Annotated in this window: 19 protein-coding genes; 4 read left to right on the forward strand and 15 right to left on the reverse strand. The window is 36.6% G+C overall.

What is annotated here, in order from left to right:
- Window positions 1-31 precede the first annotated feature (31 nt).
- Window positions 32-460, forward strand: a complete 429-nt coding sequence (locus tag AB3I20_RS01025) for an Rrf2 family transcriptional regulator (protein WP_071868378.1) — start codon at window positions 32-34, stop codon at window positions 458-460.
- Window positions 461-523: 63 nt separating this feature from the next.
- Here AB3I20_RS01025 and AB3I20_RS01030 read toward each other — a convergent pair whose 3' ends face one another.
- The 4 genes from AB3I20_RS01030 to AB3I20_RS01045 all read right to left on the reverse strand — a co-directional run bounded on the left by AB3I20_RS01030 (window position 524) and on the right by AB3I20_RS01045 (window position 8,558).
- Complete coding sequence (locus AB3I20_RS01030; protein ID WP_067482033.1) at window positions 524-1,381, reverse strand: class C sortase; 858 nt, start codon at window positions 1,379-1,381, stop codon at window positions 524-526.
- Window positions 1,382-1,514: 133 nt separating this feature from the next.
- Window positions 1,515-3,374: a SpaH/EbpB family LPXTG-anchored major pilin gene (locus AB3I20_RS01035; protein WP_368026835.1), complete on the reverse strand. Its 1,860-nt coding sequence runs from the start codon at window positions 3,372-3,374 to the stop codon at window positions 1,515-1,517.
- Window positions 3,367-4,971 carry a SpaH/EbpB family LPXTG-anchored major pilin gene (locus AB3I20_RS01040; protein ID WP_095803645.1) on the reverse strand — a complete coding sequence of 535 codons (1,605 nt, stop codon included), beginning with the start codon at window positions 4,969-4,971 and terminating at the stop codon, window positions 3,367-3,369. The genes AB3I20_RS01035 and AB3I20_RS01040 overlap by 8 nt, the downstream gene beginning before the upstream one ends.
- Complete coding sequence (locus AB3I20_RS01045; RefSeq protein WP_368026836.1) at window positions 4,968-8,558, reverse strand: SpaA isopeptide-forming pilin-related protein; 3,591 nt, start codon at window positions 8,556-8,558, stop codon at window positions 4,968-4,970. The genes AB3I20_RS01040 and AB3I20_RS01045 overlap by 4 nt, the downstream gene beginning before the upstream one ends.
- Window positions 8,559-8,993: 435 nt before the next feature.
- Here AB3I20_RS01045 and AB3I20_RS01050 point away from each other — a divergent pair, with 435 nt between their 5' ends.
- Window positions 8,994-10,481 carry a helix-turn-helix domain-containing protein gene (locus AB3I20_RS01050; RefSeq protein WP_071868374.1) on the forward strand — a complete coding sequence of 496 codons (1,488 nt, stop codon included), beginning with the start codon at window positions 8,994-8,996 and terminating at the stop codon, window positions 10,479-10,481.
- A gap of 117 nt (window positions 10,482-10,598) precedes the next feature.
- Here the strand turns inward: AB3I20_RS01050 and AB3I20_RS01055 are convergent, their stop codons facing one another.
- The 6 genes from AB3I20_RS01055 to ptcA all read right to left on the reverse strand — a co-directional run bounded on the left by AB3I20_RS01055 (window position 10,599) and on the right by ptcA (window position 17,329).
- On the reverse strand, window positions 10,599-11,573 hold the full coding sequence (locus AB3I20_RS01055; RefSeq protein WP_368026837.1) for a Gfo/Idh/MocA family protein: 975 nt from the start codon (window positions 11,571-11,573) through the stop codon (window positions 10,599-10,601).
- 213 nt (window positions 11,574-11,786) lie between these two features.
- A complete protein-coding gene (locus AB3I20_RS01060; protein WP_067482020.1) occupies window positions 11,787-12,584 on the reverse strand; it encodes a MurR/RpiR family transcriptional regulator in 798 nt (265 codons plus the stop codon).
- Between the two features lie 7 nt (window positions 12,585-12,591).
- Entirely contained in the window at window positions 12,592-13,692 is a 1,101-nt protein-coding gene (gene aguA, locus AB3I20_RS01065; protein ID WP_071868371.1) for an agmatine deiminase, read from the reverse strand.
- A 114-nt stretch (window positions 13,693-13,806) separates the two neighbouring features.
- A complete protein-coding gene (aguA, locus tag AB3I20_RS01070) occupies window positions 13,807-14,904 on the reverse strand; it encodes an agmatine deiminase (protein ID WP_067482016.1) in 1,098 nt (365 codons plus the stop codon).
- Window positions 14,891-16,276 (reverse strand): APC family permease, encoded by a 1,386-nt coding sequence (locus AB3I20_RS01075; RefSeq protein WP_071868369.1) that lies wholly within the window; start codon window positions 16,274-16,276, stop codon window positions 14,891-14,893. Before AB3I20_RS01075 ends, aguA (AB3I20_RS01070) begins: the two co-directional genes overlap by 14 nt.
- Before the next feature lie 18 nt (window positions 16,277-16,294).
- On the reverse strand, window positions 16,295-17,329 hold the full coding sequence (gene ptcA / locus AB3I20_RS01080) for a putrescine carbamoyltransferase (RefSeq protein ID WP_075491534.1): 1,035 nt from the start codon (window positions 17,327-17,329) through the stop codon (window positions 16,295-16,297).
- Window positions 17,330-17,600: 271 nt separating this feature from the next.
- On the opposite strand from ptcA, the gene AB3I20_RS01085 reads away from it, so the two are divergent.
- Window positions 17,601-18,260 carry a GntR family transcriptional regulator gene (locus AB3I20_RS01085; protein ID WP_270345455.1) on the forward strand — a complete coding sequence of 220 codons (660 nt, stop codon included), beginning with the start codon at window positions 17,601-17,603 and terminating at the stop codon, window positions 18,258-18,260.
- Window positions 18,261-18,376: 116 nt separating this feature from the next.
- Window positions 18,377-18,739 carry a DUF2200 domain-containing protein gene (locus tag AB3I20_RS01090; protein WP_075491530.1) on the forward strand — a complete coding sequence of 121 codons (363 nt, stop codon included), beginning with the start codon at window positions 18,377-18,379 and terminating at the stop codon, window positions 18,737-18,739.
- A gap of 58 nt (window positions 18,740-18,797) precedes the next feature.
- Here AB3I20_RS01090 and AB3I20_RS01095 read toward each other — a convergent pair whose 3' ends face one another.
- From AB3I20_RS01095 to AB3I20_RS01115, 5 genes are read right to left on the reverse strand one after another with little or no spacing between them, the layout of a single operon-like run.
- Window positions 18,798-19,811, reverse strand: a complete 1,014-nt coding sequence (locus AB3I20_RS01095) for a Gfo/Idh/MocA family protein (protein ID WP_368026838.1) — start codon at window positions 19,809-19,811, stop codon at window positions 18,798-18,800.
- Window positions 19,812-19,828: 17 nt separating this feature from the next.
- Window positions 19,829-20,989, reverse strand: coding sequence for a Gfo/Idh/MocA family protein (locus AB3I20_RS01100; RefSeq protein WP_368026839.1), 1,161 nt, complete (start codon window positions 20,987-20,989; stop codon window positions 19,829-19,831).
- Window positions 20,989-21,855, reverse strand: coding sequence for a sugar phosphate isomerase/epimerase (locus AB3I20_RS01105; protein ID WP_075491528.1), 867 nt, complete (start codon window positions 21,853-21,855; stop codon window positions 20,989-20,991). Before AB3I20_RS01105 ends, AB3I20_RS01100 begins: the two co-directional genes overlap by 1 nt.
- Before the next feature lie 19 nt (window positions 21,856-21,874).
- Window positions 21,875-22,732 carry a carbohydrate ABC transporter permease gene (locus tag AB3I20_RS01110; protein WP_348652167.1) on the reverse strand — a complete coding sequence of 286 codons (858 nt, stop codon included), beginning with the start codon at window positions 22,730-22,732 and terminating at the stop codon, window positions 21,875-21,877.
- A 41-nt stretch (window positions 22,733-22,773) separates the two neighbouring features.
- Window positions 22,774-23,649: a carbohydrate ABC transporter permease gene (locus tag AB3I20_RS01115; protein ID WP_071868431.1), complete on the reverse strand. Its 876-nt coding sequence runs from the start codon at window positions 23,647-23,649 to the stop codon at window positions 22,774-22,776.
- Window positions 23,650-23,714: the final 65 nt, after the last annotated feature.

Below are 23,714 nucleotides of genomic sequence, written 5' to 3' on the forward strand. Positions count from 1 at the left end.
TAGATGTCAAACAAAAAGAAAAGGTGATCGAATGAAGTATTCAGTGCGACTTAGTGATGCTATACATATCTTAGCTTATATTCAAATTTTTCAAGGAACTGATTTATCCAGTGAAGCAATTGCCAAAAGTGTGCAAACAAATCCGGTAACTGTTAGAAAAATCATGGGTGATTTGAGAAAAGCAAACCTAATTAAAACAGAATCAGGAAAGGCTGCCCCCTCTTTAGTAATGCCACCGGAAGAAATTTCATTAGCTACTATCTATAAAGCGGTCGAAAAAGACCCAGCAATTTTTCATTCAGATAAAAATACTGCCCCAAATTGCTTAGTTGGTGGAAATATTCAAAAAGTATTGGATCAGAAATATATTTTTTTACAACAATCAGTCGAAAACGAAATGAAAACTATTTTTTTATCAGAAATTATTGAAGGAATTCTTCAAGAAAGCACGAATGGTTAATTACAATCAAAAAAGCGTAAGCAGGCTCCTTCCAAGAGTAGTCTGACTCACGCTTTTTATTGATTAATGTGTTCTTTTCTTTTTGATCTTTCTAAAAATGAAAAGACTAAGTAACACGGCTAAAATTATTCCACCTATCCAAATAAATAATTTGTTTCGATTGTGGTTGATAGTTTCTTTGATTTCTTTCTCCGCTTCTGGCTTATATGGGATTCTGTGGCCCCGAACGAGCAAACGATGTGTATTGACCATATAAGGGGTACATGTCATCAAGGTAATAAGGTCTTCTCCACCTTGAATCAGTAAGTCTTGAGTGTCTGTAGGTTCAATCGTTTTTATTTGGTCAACTTCATAAGCTAGTCGTTCATTGTTGATGTCAATATAGAAAACATCTGTCTTTTTTAGTTTAGGTAAGTCCGTAAATAGTTTAGCTTCTGGTAATCCTCGATGAGTTGACAAGACGCTGTGAGTACTTGGACCACCAGAAGGGATACTTGTACCTTCAAGCAAGGAAACACCGTTTTGTAAAAACAATTCGTTTGTCTGATCAAAAATGGGTAAACTAACTTTGATTTTTGGAATAGTTAAAGTTGCAATTGTATGCTGTTTTAAATAAGATTGTTCTTTTTTGATTTTCTTTTGCTGTTCATTACTTACCGCATCATTAAATGCTGCTACTCCAGGATTATTTCCATCTTTTGCTAACTCCGCATTCTGTTTATCTTGTTTCTCTTTCAGTTTGGCAACTGCTTCTTCATTTTCGTTATTGGCCTTTTGTTGGTAATACTGAACTAATTGTTGATCGAAATAACTATTAACGGCATCACTAACAAATGGATAGGAAAATAAACCAATACCAAGAAATAGAACAATTATCATGAAGATATCTGTTTTTTTTCTGTCCTTTTTTTGTTTTTTCATCTCACTCACCTCACCTGTTTGTAAAATCATCGAAAAATTGCTAGAAAAAGGCTGTAACAAAAATCAATTTTGACTTTTGTTACAGCCTCACCTTACCTACCACTCGTGCCAAATTTATTACAGCTACATCTTATTATTCTGATTTTCGTTTTTTAAAATAATAACCAGCAGATAGGACAGCTGTTAGTCCAGCAGCTAGGAAAACAGTAATCCCCATACCACCGGTAATCGGTAACTTACCTTTTGTCTTATTCACTACAACGAGTTCAACTTTTCCATTATCTGCGACAAAGTTTGTTGGTGTATTTGGTAAAACATAACCATCAGGAGCTTTTATTTCCACCAATTGATAAACGATATCAGCACCAAGTTCATCTGTTTTAGCAATACCGAAAACTTCAATTACGCCTTGGTCATTTGATTGAAAAACTGTTGCATCTCCTTGTGTAGCAACCCAACTAACTTTTCCGTCTGTCATTTTTAAGAAGGCCTCACCGCGCTTAACTACAAATTCTGCTCCAGCAAGTGTTTGTTTTGTATCCGCATCTTTTTTGACAAATTTCTTACCAAAAGTCTTTACTTCTTCCTGGGCTGTTTTTGGAATAAAATTATTGTCAAACTTGATTTGGTTGTCGATTGCTGTTGCTAGTGGAGCGCCTGGTTTGATTTTCATTTGAACTTCAAAAGTTAATATTTTACCTGCATGGTTTGCTAACTCAGCTGGTGTGAAGCTAACAATAAATGGGTTAGCTGTAATGTCAGCAATAGTTGCGGTCACATCTCCAGTGGCTGCGCCATCAATTTTGATGCTTGAAAGAATTTCATCTGCTGTAGAAACAAGTTCCAGTGATGAATGATACGTATCAACTAAATCGAATTTCGTAAATTGCGCTACATCTTTAGGAATTTGTTGTGTGATTGTAAAGGTGACGATTTGATCTACATCTACATCTACATCATCTGCTTCTTTTTTAGGTTCAGGAACTTTGTAGTTGTATGCAGATGCATTTCCTTTATCAGTTAATAGCACTTGGAATTCGTTGTAATGTGAGTATTTGATCGCCATTGAACCATCACTTGCATTACGAGTTGCAAAGGCTGTAACAACTGGATTATTCAAATAGTGATAAATTTCTGCTCCTGTTTTAAGTTGACTTGTTGCAACCGGTGTGTCTACTTCATAAAATTCATAAATACCGCCATCAGCTAAAATCAAATCTTCAACAGTAACTTGGCCAGATGCATCCGAGAAAAGAATTGTTGCTGCATCAACTGTTCCGTCAAATTTGCCTGTGCTTGCTTGGTAATACATTCCTGATGTTTGATCTTTTAGAATGAACCCAGCGTCTTTTAATGCGACTGGATTTGCTTGATTTCCCTCAGCATCTAGTCCTACACCATATTTTTTGAATGTTAGGTCTGAGGTCTTGTATTCATTTTTTGGATAAAGATGAACAACCGGACGATTGTTTCCACCTTCATCAGTTACGGGTAATCCGACCACGAATGGCACTGATTTCTCAGCAATCGCACCAGCGGGAGTAGTCGTTTCTTTAAATAGATAAACAGCATTTCGTCCATCTGATTGTGTTGGTAAGGCGAGTGAAGAAATACCGCTTGAGTCAGTTAGTGCAAATTCATGAGATGCTAACCCAGTAGTATCTGCTGCAATTGCAGCATCGGTAGCTTCAGTCACTCGTTCTTCATGTGTACCACTTGCGCCATCATAAGCAGCCCAGTAAATGCTCGTTACATCATATGCTGTAAAACCTGCACCACTTAATGGTGTCGAGTTTGGCCAAGTCATCTCATCACCAGTATTTTGAATTGACTCGGGTAGCGTATCAAAAGCAAGTTTGTGTAGTGTAACAGTTTGCTCTGTTTCAGTGTCGCCTTCTTCAACGGCATAAACAGCACTTCCCAACCCTAAAAACAACGGTAACATTAGTAAAAGTGAAAGAACCCAGGTAAATACTTTCTTTTGCTTATTCATTTTTCTCACTCCCATTCTTTTTTTTCACTCCATGATTGTGTTGCTTGACCAACAAATAACCTGCACTTGCTATCATGAGTAAACCAGCTGCTAATAGATAATTATTGAATTGATCTGCCGTTTTAGGTAAATCTTTTCCAAATTTGCTTGGTGTAGCAATTGAAGCCGTTGGAACAACGGGCGTAGCTGGTATACCTTTTTTGACTGTTTCCTGTTGATTTACAATTTTTAAAGTTTGGTTTTCTTGTTGTGTAAACGTTCCTTTTGCAACAACAAATGGCACTTTTTCTTTATTTAGAAGGTAACCTTCTGGGGACTTGATTTCTAATAGTTGGTAGTTGCCATAACGTAATCCATTGATCCAAAACAAACCGTTTGTGTCAGAGACTAATTTCACTAGATTTTCATAAGAAGTTGGTACTTTCGTTGCATCAATCCAGATGTTTTTTCCATCTGCACGTGCTAAATATTCTCCTTTATCATTTAGTACGACAAACTCTGCACCCGTTAATTTTTTTGATTCATCTGTTGCATCAACTTTTACAAAGTATTTCCCTCCTGTTTCGACGGTTGTCGTTACTTCAATTTTTTTCTCACCATCAACTATTAGTGAGATTCGATTCAAGAAATCAGACTGATTTAAATTATTTTCTTGGATCAACATTTGATAAGAAAAAGTGATTTTTTCACCAACATGGTCTGCTAAAACCTTTGGATCAAATGCGACAGTGAATCCGCGCTCTGAAATCGAAGTGAATGTATAAAACGGACGCGTTTCAGGTTGACTAAGCGAAATTGAGACTGTTTCTTCGGCAGTTGCTTTTTGAATTAGCATCAAAGAGTCATCCGGTATATCAGTCACAACAAAGCTTTCGTAATTAGCAATATCTGATGGAACGGTCAGTGTTGACTGATAGTCGATTGGTTCACCAAATTCAAAGTCGATTTTCTCACCATTGATTTTTTTCGTTAGTGTTGGTGGAATTGTTCTGGTTGCTCGACTTTTTGGGAAAATTCGAATGGTTTGTAATTCATTCCCATTATTATCAAATACTGGTAAAACAACTAACATGGGGCGAGTGATAGAATTGACAGTTGGTGGATGATTCGTTTCTTTGATGAAGAAAACACTATCCTTATCCCCTTTTTTAGCAGGAAGTTCAAAGGAAGCAATCCCCTTTTCATTTCCCTGTGTTTGGGTAACACCAACGTATTTGGTCAATGCTTCAACATCCGCCGTTTGCATGTGTCTAAGAAATGCTGCTCGAAATTCTTCAATTGGTTGATTTTCAAAATCTGAGGCTGCTAATTGTTCATAATACATATCTGTTACTTCATAAACAGTAAATTCAACATCATTTAAACCTTCAAAGTTCTGGAGTCCAATCGGTTCTTCAAAAGGATTTGTTTCACCATCATTGTGTTGTTCATCAATATCTGCTTCATGGTCAAACAACAGTTTGTGAATGTGTAACGTGATTGTTGAAGAAGCCTCAGTTTCTGCATGAACTTCGGTTGAATTAATTTGCGCCATCATGAAGACAGAGAGAAGTGAAACTAGGACAATGCTTAATCGGGAAAGTAGTTGTTTCATCATGCTCTACCCCCTCTTCTTCTTAAATAAATGTAAAAACTCAACATCAACGTGCTACCGAGTGCTAAATACGGAATAATTGTCATTCCACCAGTTTCTGGAAGTGGCTGTTTTGCATGGTTTGTCACTTCTAATTGGATGATATTACCTGATACAGTGAGAACGTCTGTCTGTTCTTCTCCATCAATAGTCACTTTTCCTGTATCACTAATAACAATCACAACTGGTTGAGTTAAGCCGATAAAACCACTTGGGGTAAAGGTTTCTTCTAGGCTGTATTCTCCTGGTCGTAAGCCAGTAAAGATAAATGTGGAACTATCTGTTTGTTTAATCGTTTCACTATAGTTATCTGGTCCAGTAAGCGTGAACTCTGCACCATTTAGCAATCGACCATCTTGATCTTTTTTCTCTAGTTCTAAAGTAAAGTCTTTTAAGCGGTTAGTCAGTGTCAAACCGGTAATAATAAAGCGTTTTTGAGTTTCATCAAAAGTAGCGGGTTCTGAGTAGAGAAGTGTTTCATCCTTATCAAAAATTTGAATCACTTTATCTGAACCAATAACTACTTTCCAAGGTCCCTGATTGTTTTCATATCCAAGTGGTACATTCGTTTCTTTCAAGAGATACTCACCTGGTTGTAACCCTTGGCTAAATTGGACAACTCCATGTAAATCTGAAGTTGCTTCAATTGGTTCTAATAGATTTTCACCTTCCAATGTGAAAGTTGCACCTAGAAGTGGTGTTCCAGTTTCATTTGTTTTCTTAAATTCAAGTAAAAATGGAACGAGTTGGTTACTGATTTGATTGTTTTCAGGGAATCCAGTGACGCTTAAACTTAAATCAGATTCTTGTTTTACCAAAATCGTAAATTCTTCAATTTCTTGATATCCCTCAGGTGCAGCTAATTCACGAATGATATACTCACCAATCGGATATGCTGGAAATTGAACTAACCCGGAATCATTAGAAGTTGCCTCAGCAAGAAGAACAGTTGGCGCAGACTTCTGATAAATACCAAATTTTGCCCCCGCAAGTGGTGTTTCATGATCCTCACCGACTTTGATAAAACTGATTCCTTTTTTCAGCAAAGTATTTGTAACGGTTAATGTTTGATTTGTTTCTTTTGTAGTTGATGCTGGTGCGTATGTCGGTGCGCTGTACCCAGTGACGTGATTTGCTTCGCCGACTTTTTCGATGATACGGTATTCGATAAGTTGACCATTTCGAAGTGCGACCACATCAGTGAATATTCCTTCTGTCGACGTAGCTCCTTTTGGTACCGATAAGTGTTGGTTTGGGACATCTACCCAGTTACCATCTTGATTTTTTTCTTGTAATTGTAAGGTGATGTCTTCACGTAAATTCCATTGATTAGATTCATCTTCCCAGATTTTTTTCGCCTGGATATCAAATGTGGTTACTGGAACTTTTACAGATGGAATTGCGAAATGAAGATAATCTGGCGTTGTTGTTCGATTATTTGTTACATAGGTTGTCTTATTCGCCGGATAAAACAGGCCATCGCGATAGGCTTCTTTTACTTCAACCAGGTATTCGATTCGATAACCTTCTCGTCCAGTCTCTGTCTTTCCTAGATTCATATTTGATAAGTTGATCGTACTTCCATTGATGGCAACTTGGACTTGTTGTGCAAATGACGGATAACTACCACTTGTAGATGGAATAACAGTCAACCCATTATCAACTTTCAAGGCAAAAGAACTTACATCACCAATCAAATTGACATAGTCACTCATTGGATCTGTAACCGTTGCTTGTTGGAGCGTAGCTGAGAAAGTAGTACTCAATGTTTTTAAAACCTGAATCAGCTGTTCACGATTATTTGCGGTGAAATAACCATTTTTCCCAATGGCTGTTAAGACACTTTCAGCAGTCTCACCTGTAGCAAAACCAATTGAGTATTTTATGATATTTTGATTTGCTGGATGCGTAGCTCTTTGATTAACATAATCAACTGTTGGTGTAACATGTCCAGTTGACGATGTTCCGTTTCCGTTGTAGTAATTCGTATTGTTCATTCGTGCATAGTAGCGTTCAGAATTGCCTAGATTTGTTTGATTCAAACTGAGTAGGTTATTTGTCAGATTCAAATAATTTTGATTTGGTGAAAAAGTAGGTTCACCATCAGTTAAAACGATTAGGACTTTTGCTGCTTCACTCCTAGTTCCATAACTTGGATTTGTTAGCATTGCATAACCTGCATCAAGACCAAGGTAAGTTGGTGTACCAGAAGTATCAGGTGTCGCAGTATAGATTGTGTGACTGGTAATTGCTGATGGACTTGTTGTGAAACCACTAGAACCAAATTTCCCAATCTCTCCATATGGAACATCGACTGAATTATTGTTGATTTGCATACGTGTAGAACCAAATGCTGCTAGTCCTAAACGAATATTTCCATCATTGCCGGGTCCAAGCAAATCATTTGCAAATGTAGTCACTGCGTCTTGTAAGGCGACCCAACGAGTCATCCCTTCAGGAACAGTTTCTTGAACCATTGAGCTCGACTTATCTAATACTAAAGAGATATCAATCGGTTGATTTGTTTCCAGTGCATCCCCAATTACATCTAATTGGACTTTAAATTGATTTGGGTTACTAGTTGGAATAACAATTTTTTTAATTGCTCCATCACCATAATCATGATAACCATTAGTAAAGTTCAGCGGATTGCTATCAATGATATTATTTATTGATGAAGTCCCCTCTGTTTTCTCTGTACTAAAATCATAGTTCTTGATAAATGTGGAAGAGTCATTGGTCGTGTAATTATTTGTCGAGTGTTCTGGATACGTTCCTAACGCATCATTAACGTAATTAAATGGATCGACATTGACCGGATTTCCTGCTAAAGGTGTCATAGCAAATGGTGCTGCAGTAATCAATGGAAGTGCCTTTTCATCAGAAGGTTGAGCAGCTTCAGTATCTGCTGTTTGCTCTTTTTCTGAAGTTTTATCTTCCTCAGATTCCTTCGCTTGTTCTGAGCCATCCGTGCCTAACGTATTTTCTTGAACAGTTGTATCATTTTCTTTCTTAATTTCTTCCTGTTCATCAGTAGATTCATTCGTTTGTTGACCATTTATAGAGGGATCAATGCTTGATTGGAACTCAATTGCTTGAGCTGTTTCTTCTAAAATCTTTCCTTGCTCATCTAATAATTTTATTTGAATTTGGATAGCTGATTGTTCAATAGCTGTTTGAAATTCGATTGTATTCATTTCGGCATCATGAACTTCTTCAATCCAGCCATTTTCAATTTCTATAAAATCTGTTTGCGTTACTTGTTTAATTGGCTGATCTTCAGCGGTAACTTTTAGTTGTAAGGTTGTTTGCTTTTCTTCACTTACTTGTTTATGATATCTCAAGGTCCAGTTCTTGGTACCTTCTGAGCCATCTTCTGTGGCAATTGAATCTTTCCCCTCAAGTTTCAACTGTTGACTGGTTGCAATTTCTCGAAATTCGGTGGTCTCTTCTGCATGAATTAAACTAGAAATCCCTAACAACTGACTAAAAATACTTAGCAACAAAACACCAATCCATAAGAAGCTAACTAGTTTTACTTTACGATTCATTCCGACTCCCCTCCCTCCAAATTCACAAACATGAAAAATGTTCCCTCTACAATTTGAAGTTTAGCAACGGAATTATGTTATAGCAAAAGTTAACAATATGCGGTTTAAAGGGGATGGTCGTTTTTTTGTATGTTATTTTTTCAAAAATGTAACACATTTTGTTTTTTGATTTATAAAATATTCACAAACTATGATAATGGTGTGATGTAATGATGATCGCATAACACATAGTTAGTATGAGTTATATTTTGATAAGGTAAAAATTTATGGATTAAAAGTGCGTAATATTTCTGTAAATCCTTCATTTGTATTAAAATATAATTAATATTTAAAATGTTTTTTGTTATAAAAAACGATATAGTTTAATTTTTTTGTCAGAAAGTTGATGGATTATGTAAGAAATCTGGTCAAAAATAAAGAAGGAGAGAGTTCATTATGTTTGAATTTGTGGTTCTTAATGATTATGACAGGCGAAAGTTAGCAGTTTTTCAGATCCTTAATTCACAGAATGCTTCTTGTTCCATTTCCTATTTAGCTAAAGAATTCAAACTATCTTTTCCAGCCACTCAATCGTTGATCCAGTCATTTGATCGTGACATGATTACGCTCTTTGATAAGAGTGTTTGGGATGAGAGCGGACGAGTTAATTGGCACACTAAAGGCTATAATTACAATATATATTTACAGTTTTTGATTAAGTGTTCTCTACCCTATCAATTTTTACTTTCTATATTGACAAGACCAGAACAAACGATTGAAGATTTTTTAGAAGAAAACTATATCAGTCGCTCGACTGCAATCAGAGCATTACAAACGACTAAAGTGTGCTTAGATGATTTGAATGTAAAACTTAACTTTTCTAAAATGAAAATTTTTGGAGAAGAAAGCAACATTCAACTGCTTTTTTTTTATGTGATTTGGTTAGGCTCCACTGGAGATGATGTGCTCACAAACGAAGAACTTGATTTACCGTATTATAATGAAAAAGAACTTTTAAAAGACTTTGATTTTTTTAACTTTTCTCATGTTCATCCAAAAGCAATCCGATTAATGTTAACGATTATGAAAATTCGAAGTTTACAAGGGTATGAATTGGATGAATTTGAAGGAAATGAATTGATTTATTTTGACGCTAATCCCGTTTTACAACAATATTTTTCTCAGTTTATTAAGGATCCCTATCAGATTATTTATCACATTAATTTTTTGAAATATGTATTTGTTTTTTCGTTCTACTATGCATCACCGGTTGATTCTCGCTTAACTATTTTAGTTGATTTTTATCAAAATTTAGAAAAGAGAGAACAGCAATTTCACAGGTTTTTGATAGAATTTAATTCATTTTATTCAAAAAAAATCTTACCTGAAAATCTGACTGAAGAAGAAGAACTGCTTATCCGTGCAAATCTATTTTCTACGCTATTTTCTCACTATACTAATGGGGGAAAACTACCCAAATTCTATGGGTTTGATGGCGTTTCTAGTCATTCAGAAACACCGGGGTATCAAAAGTTAATAGAGATTTTAGGTCATTATTTTGAGCAATATTTTCAAAAAACGTCCTTTTTTATTTTTAAAGATCGTAAAAAAGAATTACTTGAAGATTTAAGTTTTATCCTCTATCCTTACTTCCAGAAAAAAATCAAAGATAGACGAGTGAAAGTTGCAATTATTCCTATGATTAATCAAAAAATATTACAGAATATTGTTTTGTTTTTATCACAATTGCAATTTGTTGACTATGAACTATCAGTAACTGACCATTCAGAAATCGATTTGTTTATCACTAGCTTTTCAGAAATTTTGCCGAGTACGACGAAACCATGCTTTATCGTCGAATTAACAGATGAATCAAATTATTTAAGTGAGTTGTTTAATTGGTTGTGGGATATGTATTTAAACAATCTAGCACCAGAAATGTAATATTAAGCAGCTGGACTAAGCAGAAAACTATCTGTCTTTGAAACAAGTAGAAATGTAAAACTGTTTTAGAGACAGATAGTTTTGTTTGCAGTTTTTTTAAAAAATTGATGCGAGGAATTAATTTCTTGATTTCGTTGATAATTTTGCCTGGTCAATCACCCACATGACAGTTTCACTATGTTTTAATTGTTTTTGCATGGCAAAAAAATCTTTACTTTGAATCATCTGATCAAACATTGCAAATTCTTGATACATTCTATGTGCGTGACTATTCGCAGAAATAGTTTCTAAGAGTTGATTTTTTTGATAGATACCAAAGGAAGTTAGAACATTGGCAGGACTGTCAACTACAATCGACCTATTTTCACCTTGAATAACTGAGCGAACGGGTGCATCAGAATTCTTAGCCGCGATACAAACTGCTTGATATTCCTTATATTGCAACACTAAAATGCCAGAAGTATCAACCTCTTTTTCCATATGTGGAAAATAATAGACTTCTAATGGTTTTCCTAATAGTCCTACAACAAAGTGGACATTGTAAATGTTAAGATCCATCAATGCTCCTCCACCTTTTTGAGCATCGAAAGCAGGCGCAATCTCTCCGTTTTTAAACGCATCATATCGTGAAGAATATTGAGAATAGTTGCATTCGATTAGCTTTATCTCTCCTAAGGAAGACAGTTGTTTCTTGATTTCCAAATAATTCTCCAGGTATTGGTTTGTAATTGCTTCAAGCAAAAATTTTTGTTTGCTTTCCGCTAAGTGTTTTAATTCTAAAAATTGTTGATAATCAGTAGTAAATGGTTTTTCACAAATGACATTTTTCCCAGCTAACAATGCTTTTTTTGTAAAAGAAAAATGTAAGTGATTGGGGACAGCAACATAAACAGTATCAAACGTATCTTCCCTTAAACATTGTTCATAGTCAGTAAAACAGTTTTTGATTCCATATTTTTTTTGTAGTTCTTCTAATGTCTCTTTACTTCTTTTTGTTCCGACGATTGCTTCTAATTCGATTTGAGGTAAGTCTTTTGTAATTGTTAAAAAGTCTTGTACAATTTTGCCAGAGCCAATTATCGCTAACTTCATATTGTTCACCCTTTTAATTGAAATTTCATTTTCATAGATTGTTGTGGCCTCATTGAACCATGAAAATGATTCTTTGATAAGCGAACGACTGAAAATTGGCAGTTTGTACCAGAAAAAAGCCTGTTTATCGCAAAAAACTGAAACTTTTTACCAAAAAAGAAACTACCTATAGACACGAAGAACATGTTGTTCTAAGCTCTAAAGGTAGTTGATTCAACGAAATACCAGATGATAGTCCTGGGGATCACAGCCTTCGATATATTGATAAAGCAACAGCTCCATCAAGGCAATCATCGAGATATGCGAAGTAAGATTTAGTTGATTAAGGTACAATTCATCTGTAAATAAGTAGAGATTGATATCGCTTGTGTTTTGCATCAGGTTATTGTCGGCACCGGTGATTGATACAATCAAGGGATGTGACTGCTCTTTCAACTTTCGAATCAAGGTAATTAACTCATTGTCCTCACCACGATAACTAAAAACGAAAACCAAATCTTTTGATTCAGCTTGTTGTAAAGCAATTGTTCTTGTTTGTTGATCTTCTGGAAAGATGACAAAAAATCCAGCTGTAGTATAGAGATATTTGATATAGCCCATAATTTCTTTGCTCATTCCTTTGGCGAATAAAAAGATTTTTGGTTTTTCCTGCATGGCCAAAACAATTTTTTTGATTTTATCACTATCCATTACACGAACGGACTCAATTAAATTTTTTAAGTATTCTTCCCGATAATCTCTTTGAGAAACCACAAATGGACTTTGTTGAGGAACATCATTTTTTGTTAATAAAGTGTATTTGATAACTGTTGAAAATTCACTATAACCACTAAAACCTATTTTTCTAACGAAACGCAAAAAAGTCGTGGTTGAAACAAAGCATTCTTCAGAAACTTCTCTAATACTTTTATTTTTGATGACATTCAAGTTTGAGATAACATAATCAAACAAAACCCGTTCATTTTTTGTCAGTTCTGCTAGATGGGAATTAACAATTTCATAGAAATCCATAATCATCCTACTTTCTATGTTTTGGTAGTGCCTGAGCAATACAGTGGATATTTCCTCCACCTAAAAGAATCTCTCGTGCAGGAACTCCGATGACCTCATATCCAGGATACAAGTCTTTCAGTATTTTATGTGCTTTTTGGTCATTAGGGTCGTCAAATACAGGATAGATTACGCCTTGATTTGCCGTATAATAACTAACATAACTAGCTGTTAATCGATCTCCAGGAAAGCGTGGAAGCATACCATTTACTGGGTCTACTCCTTGACTTTCTTCTTCAGTAATGTACATTGCTTGCGGTAAAGGCATTTTATGAATTTGTAGTCCCCGTCCCTGGGCATCTGTTACTTTTGATAAGTACATATAAGCTTCTCGTACAATTTCATACATTGGGTCTTCTGGATCATCGCACCAATTAAGGACGAGTTCACCGGGGCGAACGATATTCAACAAATTATCAATATCACCATTTGTTTCATCTAAAAAGAAGCCATGTGGAAGCCAGATGATTTTTTGAGCTCCGCAATACTCCAAAAGGATTTCTTCGATTTGTGTTTTAGTAAATTGCGGATTCCTTCCTTCAGATAGGAGACATTCTTCCGTAGTAAAAATTGTTCCTTCCCCATCGCTGTGAATGGAGCAACCTTCTAGTACGAAATTTGCTAAGGAATAATAGTCTAATCGTTGCCAATTACAAATTTTTTCTGCCAATAAATCATCTTGATCCCAAGGGAAAAACAGCCCGTCTAACAATCCGCCCCACGCATTGAATCGAAAGTCTACAGCACGAAGATTTTCTGACGTGTCCATGACGTAGACTGGACCTGTATCCTTGATCCATGCATCATCTGAACTCATTTCTAAAACACGGATGTTTTCGTTAAGTAAATGACGAGCATTTTTGTATTGTCTTTTTGATACAAGCATTGTCACTGGTTCGAATTTCGCAATAGTTTGTGCAACTTCTGCATAAGTAAGTTGAGCTGGCTTTGCACCATTTCGCCAATTATCAGTTCTCTCCGGCCAAATCATAAAACATTCCTCATGAGGAACTGTTTCTGCTGGCAAGCGAAAACCATCTTGCTTCGGGGTACTGTGTTCGATTTTCATTTGGACAACTCCTCTTCTCCTATTAGTATAGCAAAAAACGAGGATTCGAAACAAACCTGTTTGCGAATCCTCCGTCCTCTCCTTTTAACTTGTTAAATCATTTCATTGTATCTTTTAGTGGCTACTAGGTATCTGTTGAGTGATACAGTGAATATTTCCTCCGCCTAAAAGGATTTCTCGTGCAGGAACCCCGCTAATTACACGATCTGGATATAATTTTGCTAAAAGTTTTTCTGCCTCATGATCCATAGGGTCACCAAATAATGGAAAGACGATTCCGCCATTAGCCGTATAATAATTAACATAACTAGCAGCTAAACGGTCGCCCTCTTCTCTTGGCAAGGTACCTGCTACAGCGTCTACACCTAAGCTTTCTTCTTTAGTAATCGTAACAGGATTTGGTACATACATTTTATGAACGACCAACTTCCGCCCTTTGGCATCTGTTTCGTTTTCTAAAATATTCAAGCATTCTTGAGAAATTTCATACTGCGGATCAGCTATGTCGTCTGTCCAAGCAAGAACCACTTCACCTGGCTTAACAAAATTAGCAATATTGTCAACGTGACCATTCGTTTCATCTAGATAGATTCCACGTTTCAGCCAAATAATTTTTTCAACGGCTAACTGTTCTTTTAAAACATGTTCAATTTGTTCCTTAGATAATTGAGGATTCCGTCCGTTTGAAAGTAGACACTCTTCCGTTGTTAATAAGGTACCCTCTCCATCGACGTGGATTGAGCCGCCTTCTAAAACAAAACTATCTAACCGATAACGATCTTTACGTTCGATTTCACAAATTTTTTGAGCGACTTGATCGTCTTTATCCCATGGGAAATAAAGACCATCTTCCAATCCGCCCCACGCATTGAATGACCAATCGACACCGCGGACTTCACCACTACTACTTTTAACAAATGTTGGGCCACAGTCACGTACCCATGCATCATCATTAGCGATTTCAACTACTCTGATTTCTTCCGGTAGTAAATGACGTGCATTATTATATTGGTCAGGATTTGCTCCCACGGTTACTGGTTCGAAGGCAGCAATTGCTTTGGCTACTTCAACAAATGTTTGTTGTGCTGGCTTTCCACCATTGCGCCAATTATCTGATCGTTGGGGCCATAAAATATAAACGCCCTCATGGTTTTCAAATTCGCCAGGCATCCAAAAGCCATCTTGTTTTGGGGTACTATCAATTGTTTTCATGAGAATGAACTCCTTTTTCTAACGTTTTTCCTGCGTGTTTTATCATTATTTCACCAATCAATGCTACAAGAATTGTACCTATCAATACCGGAATTTTTCCGGAAATTTCTTCTGGACTATTATCAAGTGGTACGACTGAGAAAATTAAAGTTAAGACCAGTAAAGTAAATGGAACATAAGTCAGAATTCGAAGAAACCATGTTGGTCCAGGAACTTTGAATGGTCGAGGTGTATCGGGATCTGTTTTGCGTAGTTTTAAAAATGCTGGGAACATCATGATATATGATAACAATAATGCAACGACATTTAATGAAAAGAATGCCCAAAAAATATTTTCGTTGGGGATCATTGGTGCGGCGACAACAAGCAATGTTGCAATGATTCCGTTAAGTAAAGAAGCACCAACGGGCATTTCATTTTTGGAATTTACACGTGCAAAAATCGCAGGCATATCGTTATTCTTTGCTGCGTATAAAGCAACATAATTCACACCTAAAGACCATGAAATCAAATTGGCAGCTAAAGTATACATAAATAATAAGCCAATAATCACTACAAACGGATTCAAGCCACCGACTAATAAGATAAAGCTGTCGATTAAGCCGCCTGATGCAGATAATTCATCGGCAGGAACCGCTGCGCCCATACCAAATGCCGCAAATAGATAAAAGAATGCAATAAGTATTCCACCATAGATAATTGATTGCGGAATTTGCTTTTTCGGATTATCCATGTCGCTTGCCATAGTAGTTACCACTTCGAATCCCAAAAAGTTAAATAGAATAACTGAAAGAAAGCTAAGGCTCTTAATATCCATTTTTGGAAGTAAAGCTGCTCCTGAAAAATCGTTTGCTACACCTTTCGTTACCGCATGATAGATACCCAGAACACCTAAACAAATCATGATGGCAACTTTCGCAAAAGCGGCAAGATTCAAAATCCATTTACTGTCACTCACAGGATAACAACTAATAAAAGTAACGACCCAAATGAAGAGCAACTGGATTCCAATAGTTACAAATAAATGAAGCTGAATTTGAAAAATTTGTGATAGGACTTCTTGGAACAAAACGGCTAAGCTTGCCATCCAAATAGGAAAGTTGATCCAATAAAACCAGGCAACTCTTCCACCCCAACGTCGACCAAAAGCTTTCTTTACCCAATCATAAATTCCGCCGTCGCCTTCATAAGTTGTACCTAACTCTGCAGAAATTAATCCATAAGGTAAGAAGAATAAAATCAGTAGTAACCCCCACCAAAAAAATTGTGAGGAGCCAATTGCTGCGGCGGGGGCAGCAGATTCTACTACCAGGATAACCACAACTGCCATTAATACAGCGTCAAATAATCGGAACTTCTTTTTTTCCATTATCCTTGCTCCTTTCTAGCCTTAGTTTTTGCGTTCGTATTGTTTTGTTTGACGTAATAAACGTTCAAATTCACTATTGTATGTTGTGACTACTGCTTCACTCGCATAGTTTAAGTAAGGATTTAAGAAGTAAACTAGCAAAGCCCGCATCGCTGTTAATCTGTTTTCGGCTTCGTCCAGTACCACTGAGTAAGGTGCATCTAATACTTCATCAGTTACTTCTTCTCCACGGGTAGCGGGTAGACAATGCATAAATTTAGCATGTGAGGCCGCTTTTTTCATTAAGTCTGCATTGACTTGATATTTTGGATAAAATACGTTCATCCGTTCTTCTTCAGATAGTTCCGCTTCATACAAACCATACCAAACATCTGTATAAACAAAGTCTGCATCTTTCATAGCAAGATCAGCGTCTTCAGTAATTAACACGCTTCCGCCAGATACTTGTGCATTTGCTTCGCCAATAGCCAATGTTTCTGGTTTTATTTGGAATCCTTTTGGGCCAAATTGAACAAAGTCCATCCCCATTTTTGTAGCAATAAACATTAACGAAACGCAAACTTGTGTCGCATCACCGACAAAAACGACTTTACAGTCACTTAATTTTTTGCCGGCTGGTAGCTGTTCTGTCATGGTGATGATGTCACCTAGTTCTTGAGTCGGGTGATTATAGTCGCTCATTCCGTTTATTACAGGAATCGTTGCTGTTTTAGCTAATTCAACTACTGAGTCATGACGTTCTACCCGAGCCATCAAAATATCTACTAAGCGAGATAAGACGCGGGAAGTATCGCCCAGACTTTCGTGTCCACCTAATTGGATTTGTCCAGGCGCTAGGTATTGTGCGTGCCCACCTAGTTGCGTCATAGCTGTTTCAAAAGATACACGGGTACGTGTAGAAGATTGCTCAAAAATCATTCCTAACGTTTTGTTTTTCAACAAAGGAGGATAGTAGCCATTAGTAATTGATTCTTTCAATTTCAATCCCAATTCAATCAAGTAATCTACTTCTTCTTTTGAAAAATCATTTGTATCGATAAAATCACGTTTTTGCATTTTACATTCTCCTTCAATTATCTATTTTTTGTCGTTTATACTCGAGTAATCCTTTTGACACTTTGAGCATACTTGTTTTTTTAATAAGTTGTAAGGGCTTTTCTAGTTTAAGAAAGGAATAGAAAACAAAAAGAACATGTTACATTTTGCGTAACATGTTACATGCTTTTTTTATAAAATAGACTAACGAGCTACTAGTTGCATAACATACTTTTAAGTGGTTTTCTGCTATAATAAAACAGATATTGATGGTGGAGTTGGAGGAATGAACATGATTGATAGCTTGCAAAATCAAGCATACCAGGAAATTAGAAAACGAATTATTTTTTCAGATTTAGAACCAGGACGCAAAATATCTGAAAAAAGTTTAGAAGACTTACTTAACATTGGCCGCACCCCTATTCGTGAATCTTTGATACAATTGCGTCAACAAGAACTTGTTTATACGATTCCTCAAAGTGGTACCTATATTTCAAAAATTGATTTGGCTTCTGCGCAAAATGCACGCTTTGTACGTGAGCAACTTGAACAGCAAATCATGGTTGAGTGTTGTACAAAATTAACTCCTGAAACACAACAACGATTACAAGAAATATTAAACTTACAACAAAAAACAATTGAAAAACAAGATGCACGTGGATTTTTTCATGCGGATAATTTATTTCATGAAACGTGTTTTGACATTGCTGAGCGCAAAGAAGTTTGGAATTGGTTAGATAACCATAATACGCATTTAGAACGATTTCGTTGGCTACGGGTGACGATTTCTGGGTTACCTTGGGAAAACATCACAAACCAGCATCAGCAATTATTTGACGCACTAGTTGCTAAAAATCCTGAAGAAGTTCGCTTTTTAACGATTTTACATTTGCATATGATGTTGAACGAGCAAGAGTCAGTTGTGGAAAGATATCCAGAATATTTTGCTTGAATTTTTATTGAATCAGCTTGTTTTATTTGTTTTCTTAGCTATCCAATCTTTAAGTCGACCGTTGTCAATTACTTAAATTAATATCTTTTTATTAATCTCAATCAGGAGGGAAAAAGATGCCTAAACATCGAATTTACACAACTAGTTTTGCCAGTGTCTACCCCCACTACGTCACAAAAGCGACGAAGAAACAGCGAACAAAAGCAGAAGTGGATCAAATTATCTTATGGTTAACAGGTTACACACAAGATGAATTAGAGAACCAATTGGCTAAAGAAGCAACTTTTGAAACTTTTTTTGAAGAAGCACCATTGTTGAATCCCAAACGTTCACTGATTACTGGCGTGATTTGTGGCATTCGCGTGGAAGAAATGGAAGATTCCTTAATGAAAGAAATTCGCTATCTCGATAAGTTGGTCGATGAATTAGCTAAAGGTAAAAAAATGGAAAAGATTTTGAGAAGTGAGTCTGGAAAATAAAGATAGGAGTTAAAGCCCCCAAGTTGTATTGAGCTTTTACAACTTGGGGGCTTTTAAGTTAATTATTTAGCGAAATCCATTCGTTCCTCCGACTAGAAGTATAAATACCTAAAACAATTTTTAGTGATTGAAGTGCATCAATTCCGGCGAGACTTGCTATATGGTCGTCCGTTTGTCCATTGATTTCCTTGATAAAGGCAGCAATAACTGCCTGATGTCCACGCCCCCAATACCTTTTTGAAGCATAAGTTAAATGTTGTGGCAGATCTTCTAAGATTACTTGTTGGTTAAACTTCAATTGTTCTGTTGTTAGTTCAATCTGTCCTTTTTCACATTCAAAGGTAAGTTTTGGTGATGGGTTACCTGTATAGTTATTCGTTGCTTGGATCACGAATGGTGTGCCGTCATGGTATAGGGCAATCGCCATCGCTGTATCTTCAACTTCGATTATTTGCTCTAAACAAGCAGTCATGATTTTCCCTTTGATTTTCTCGGGTGTGCCAACTAACCAAGTAACAGCATCAATCATGTGGATCGCTTGATTGATCAGCACACCTCCCCCTTCTCGTTGCCACGTTCCTTTCCAATCTGATTGATAGTAGCTCGGAGTTCTTTCCCAAGCCAGTTCGCATTTGATACCAGTAACTTTACCGTATTTGTTGTCTGCTAGCTGTTTTTTGAGTAGTAAATAAGTTGGATTCAGTCGATTTTGATAGCAAACATGGTAAAGTGTGGATTGTTTTTCTATGATAGAAATCAATTCTTCAGTTGCTTGGAGTGTTGTTGCCATTGGCTTTTCACAAAGAACATGTTTTTGTGCGTTCAGTGCAGCGATACTCATTGTCTGATGTAAATCATGAGGGGTACAAATGATTACCAATTCGACCTCTGTCATTGCTAGTAGTCGATTGAAATCTTGATGAAAAATACAAGAGAATTGTTCTGCAAAAGTGAGACCAATTGTCTGATTTATATCACAGCAAGCGACTAGCTGGGCGTCCTCCAATGTTTGAACTACTTTAGCATGTGTTTGGGCAATTGCACCACAGCCTATTATTCCGACACCAACCATTTTGTTTTTCCTTCTTTCTAATACGTTTTTTTTGTGTCTAAAATTACTTCTGCTCGTTGTTTTTCAGTTGATGTCTCAATTTTTTTAGTTAATTCTTCTAAAAATAAATGTTCGTTGATTGGTAATGGAACCCATTCTTGAAGCCATGAAGAAAGATGGATGGCGTTTGAAATACTAAGGCCTTTGATTCCCTCTTCCGCAGGAGAAACCAGTTCTTCCTGAAATAAGATGTGATTGATGAAATTTTGAGTGATTTTTTTATGACCAGATTCATTATCAAAAGTGACAGGAATCTTAATAGACCAAACTTCTGGTTCACCAAAGCCTCCTGTATAGGTTTGATTCCAAGTGGTTTCATCAATTCGAGTTTGCCAAAATTTTAATTGCTGATCTTCAATGACAATTTTTCCTTTGGAACCCACGATTTCAAAACGATTTGTTCCGGGAGTTTCAGTCGTCTTTGTAACAAAAACACCAGTAGCTCCATTTTGATACTCCACATAGGCGGTAACTTCTGTTTCGACTTCGACATTTCGGCGTTTTCCATTATAAGTAAATGCGCAAATCCGCTGAGGCATACCGCAAATCCACTGCCATAAATCAAGCTGATGTGGGTCTTGATTCAGTAAAACACCACCACCTTCTCCTTTCCAAGTAGCACGCCAATTGCTAGAGTCGTAATAGCTTTGCGAACGATACCAATCAGTGATAATCCAATTTGTCCGGCGAAGCTCACCGATTTCACCTGAATCAACGAGCTCTTTCGCTTTTTGATAAAGTGGATTCATTCGTTGATTGTACATCAGTGCGAGTGTTAGTTCTGGATGTTTTTTGGCTTCTGTTAACATTTCTTGTACTTTTTTTGTATAGACACCCACAGGCTTTTCAATTAAGACATGTTTACCCGCTTTTAGGGCTTCAATGGCTAAAATTGGATGGTCATAATGCGGCGTAGCAATAATCACTGCATCAATTTCAGAAGATGAAAATACATTGGTAGCATGTGTAAAGTATAGATAACTTTCCCCAAGTTTTTCACGAATTTTAGCTAACTTCTCTGGCTGGTTATCGCAAAGACCAGTTAATACGACATTTTTTAGCTCATTAGCTAATAAATTATTTACATGTGCAGTTCCAATATTTCCCACACCAATAATCGCAATTCGAATTGGTTTCATCATTGCCACCTCACATCAAGTTTTGTTAGTAGTTTTTTTAATGACTCTGACGCAAGAATGAACATTCTTGCGTTGTCAGCTTTTTTTGTTAATTGTTGATTGGTTGGTTCTAAACGTTCAAAACCCTCAAAGAAAGTCAGGTGTGGTTCAAGCGAAACAAAACCGTTGTAGCCATTGGAAGTTAAATCGTTTAGAATTTCTTCAAGTTTTCCGTCTCCAAAACCAGCTGGCCTGACTTCGTGGTCACTGAACCGAGCGTCCTTAATGTGGAGGTAAGCGATTGAGGGCTTCAGTAATTCGTATGCATCGGGAAAAGCTTCAACGTCGCATTGAACAAAATTTGCTGGGTCAAAGACAGCCTTGACTTGCGGATTATTTAACTCATTGAGCAAATAGGCACATCGTTCGGGGGTATCACCAAAGATTTCTTTTTCATTCTCATGAAGCAATGTGATTTCAGGATATGCTTTCGCAATGGCTACAAAGGCTTTCCACCGAGTAACAACTTCTTCTTGATAATCATCTGGATTTTCTGCAGGATCAATAAAGAAACTGAACATGCGGACATACGGACTCTGAAAAATGTTGGCTAGGTGTAGCACATGTTTAAAAAGTTCTAAGTGTTCAGAAAACGGGTCATTGATATTTATTTTCCCAATAGGTGAACCAATACTGGATACGGTGATTCCTGCTGTATCTAATTGTTGTTTATAGCGGTGAGCCTCTTCAAAGGTTAACTCACTGACATTTTTTCCATCAAGTGTTCGTAACTCGATGTGTTTGATTTTTTGTTCGATTAACCCAGCAATTTGTTGTTGCATACTGGGATTAATTTCATCTGCAAATGCGCTAATTGTCACGGTCATTTTTGTCTTCCTTTCTTTTTTAACCTTTCACACCACCAGCAGTTGAACCACCGATGAAGTGTTTTTGAGCAGAGAAATAAACAACTAATGAAGGAATCAAACCAATGATCGACATGGCAATTGTTCGATTCCAGCTGAAATCTGCTGAAGTAGTGTCCATCGCCATCCTTAAGGCAATCGATACTGGGTATTTTTCTACAGAAGAGATGTAAATCAATGGGCCTTGAAAGTCGGTAAAGGTCCAGATAAATTGAAACAAAGCTGCAGTAATCAATGATGGTTTGAGAATGGGTACAAGGATTCTTGTTAAAATTGTGAAAGAATTACAGCCATCAATCGTTGCAGCTTCGTCTAGTTCTTTTGGTACTGTGCGGAAAAATTGAACCAGCATGTAAACGAAAAACGTATCGCAGGCAAAAGCTGAATTCGTAATCAAAGGTAGATACGTATCAAGCAAATTTACATTTCGCCAAAAAATATACATTGGAATTCGAGTAACGATTCCAGGCAAAAATAAAGTAGCAATCATTATTGGAAATAAAATTTTCTTGAAAGGAAAATCAAAGCGAGCAAAGCCATAAGCTGCTAAGGTACAGGAAATCAAAGTCAAGAGAACTTTAGGGATAACAATCAGAAAAGAATTCAAGAAATAAGTAGCAAACGTGTACTGACTCGATGTTTGCCAACCTTCAATGTAAGGCGTAAAATCAAACGTTTTTGGCATAAACCAAATGGATTGAAAAATTTCACTATTTGTCTTAAAGGAAGCACCAAATAACCATAGAATTGGGTACAACATGATGAGCGCTCCTGCAATCAAAATAAGATATTTGATCAACGAAACTAATCGTTTTTTTCGTTTTACTTGTCGATTCATTTTTTCTGTTTCAGTTTTATGCTGCAATGTTTGCTGCATGGTTAGCCCCTCCCATCGGCATAAAAGACCCAATTTTTAGAAGTCTTAAATAAAATTGCGGTAAAGATCATAATCATCACAAATAATACCCACGACAACGCACTTGAATAGCCCATGTTAAAAATCTTGAAGGCATTGTCATAAATATACATAGGTAATAAGTACGTGCTACGCATTGGTCCCCCACCCGTGATTAAAAATGGGCCATCAAATTCTTGGAACGCTTGAACCAATTGTAAAATTAAATTAAAAAAAATAATCGGTGTCAATTGTGGCAAAGTAACAGAGAAAAATTGTCGAAATTTTGATGCACCATCGATTGCTGCAGCTTCATACAAATCTTGAGGCATCTCAGTCAACGCATTTAAGAAAATCACCATAGCTGAACCAAACTGCCAAACACGTAGCAACACAATGGTCAACATGGCACCTGTCCCACTAGAAAACCAAGCAACATTAGCAAGCCCGATACTGTTTAACACCATGTTGACTAATCCATCATTTTTAAATAGGAACTGCCACAACACAGCAATCGCGACATTTGCACCTAAAATCGAAGGGATATAATAAGCTGTTCTGAAAAAGCCAATTCCCTTTAGCTTAGCATTCATTACATAGGCTACGAAAAGTGCAAAAATCAGCTTAAAAGGAACAGTTAGGAAAACGAATTTGATGGTTGCTTTGACTGACGACCAAAAAATGGGATCATCAGTAAACATTTTGATGTAATTGTCAAAGCCAATAAACTTCGGCTCGGTTAGCATCGAATAGTCTGTGAAGCTGTAAAAGAGTGACATGGCAAAGGGATAAACAACAAAAAAGAGAATCCCAATCATCCAAGGTGTTAAATATAAAAGACCAATGTATTTTTTTTTGATCATTTTTTTCCTCCTATAAAAGTTAAGAAATCAGATGCCATGATTTGCTATGCGTTAAAGCATAG

This window comes from Enterococcus sp. C50 (assembly GCF_040887505.1).
Classification (GTDB): Bacteria; Bacillota; Bacilli; order Lactobacillales; family Enterococcaceae; genus Enterococcus_B; species Enterococcus_B thailandicus.

Bases quoted from the DNA above. Each gene is read 5' to 3' on its own strand.
- AB3I20_RS01100 (WP_368026839.1), bottom strand. From the start codon at position 20,989: ATGAAACCAATTCGAATTGCGATTATTGGTGTGGGAAATATTGGAACT.
- aguA (WP_071868371.1), bottom strand. From the start codon at position 13,692: ATGAAAATCGAACACAGTACCCCGAAGCAAGATGGTTTTCGCTTGCCA.
- AB3I20_RS01040 (WP_095803645.1), bottom strand. From the start codon at position 4,971: ATGATGAAACAACTACTTTCCCGATTAAGCATTGTCCTAGTTTCACTT.
- AB3I20_RS01050 (WP_071868374.1), top strand. From the start codon at position 8,994: ATGTTTGAATTTGTGGTTCTTAATGATTATGACAGGCGAAAGTTAGCA.
- AB3I20_RS01105 (WP_075491528.1), bottom strand. From the start codon at position 21,855: ATGACCGTGACAATTAGCGCATTTGCAGATGAAATTAATCCCAGTATG.
- AB3I20_RS01090 (WP_075491530.1), top strand. From the start codon at position 18,377: ATGCCTAAACATCGAATTTACACAACTAGTTTTGCCAGTGTCTACCCC.
- ptcA (WP_075491534.1), bottom strand. From the start codon at position 17,329: ATGCAAAAACGTGATTTTATCGATACAAATGATTTTTCAAAAGAAGAA.
- AB3I20_RS01055 (WP_368026837.1), bottom strand. From the start codon at position 11,573: ATGAAGTTAGCGATAATTGGCTCTGGCAAAATTGTACAAGACTTTTTA.
- AB3I20_RS01045 (WP_368026836.1), bottom strand. From the start codon at position 8,558: ATGAATCGTAAAGTAAAACTAGTTAGCTTCTTATGGATTGGTGTTTTG.
- AB3I20_RS01085 (WP_270345455.1), top strand. From the start codon at position 17,601: ATGATTGATAGCTTGCAAAATCAAGCATACCAGGAAATTAGAAAACGA.
- aguA (WP_067482016.1), bottom strand. From the start codon at position 14,904: ATGAAAACAATTGATAGTACCCCAAAACAAGATGGCTTTTGGATGCCT.
- AB3I20_RS01035 (WP_368026835.1), bottom strand. From the start codon at position 3,374: ATGAATAAGCAAAAGAAAGTATTTACCTGGGTTCTTTCACTTTTACTA.
- AB3I20_RS01030 (WP_067482033.1), bottom strand. From the start codon at position 1,381: ATGAAAAAACAAAAAAAGGACAGAAAAAAAACAGATATCTTCATGATA.
- AB3I20_RS01095 (WP_368026838.1), bottom strand. From the start codon at position 19,811: ATGGTTGGTGTCGGAATAATAGGCTGTGGTGCAATTGCCCAAACACAT.
- AB3I20_RS01110 (WP_348652167.1), bottom strand. From the start codon at position 22,732: ATGAATCGACAAGTAAAACGAAAAAAACGATTAGTTTCGTTGATCAAA.
- AB3I20_RS01060 (WP_067482020.1), bottom strand. From the start codon at position 12,584: ATGGATTTCTATGAAATTGTTAATTCCCATCTAGCAGAACTGACAAAA.
- AB3I20_RS01025 (WP_071868378.1), top strand. From the start codon at position 32: ATGAAGTATTCAGTGCGACTTAGTGATGCTATACATATCTTAGCTTAT.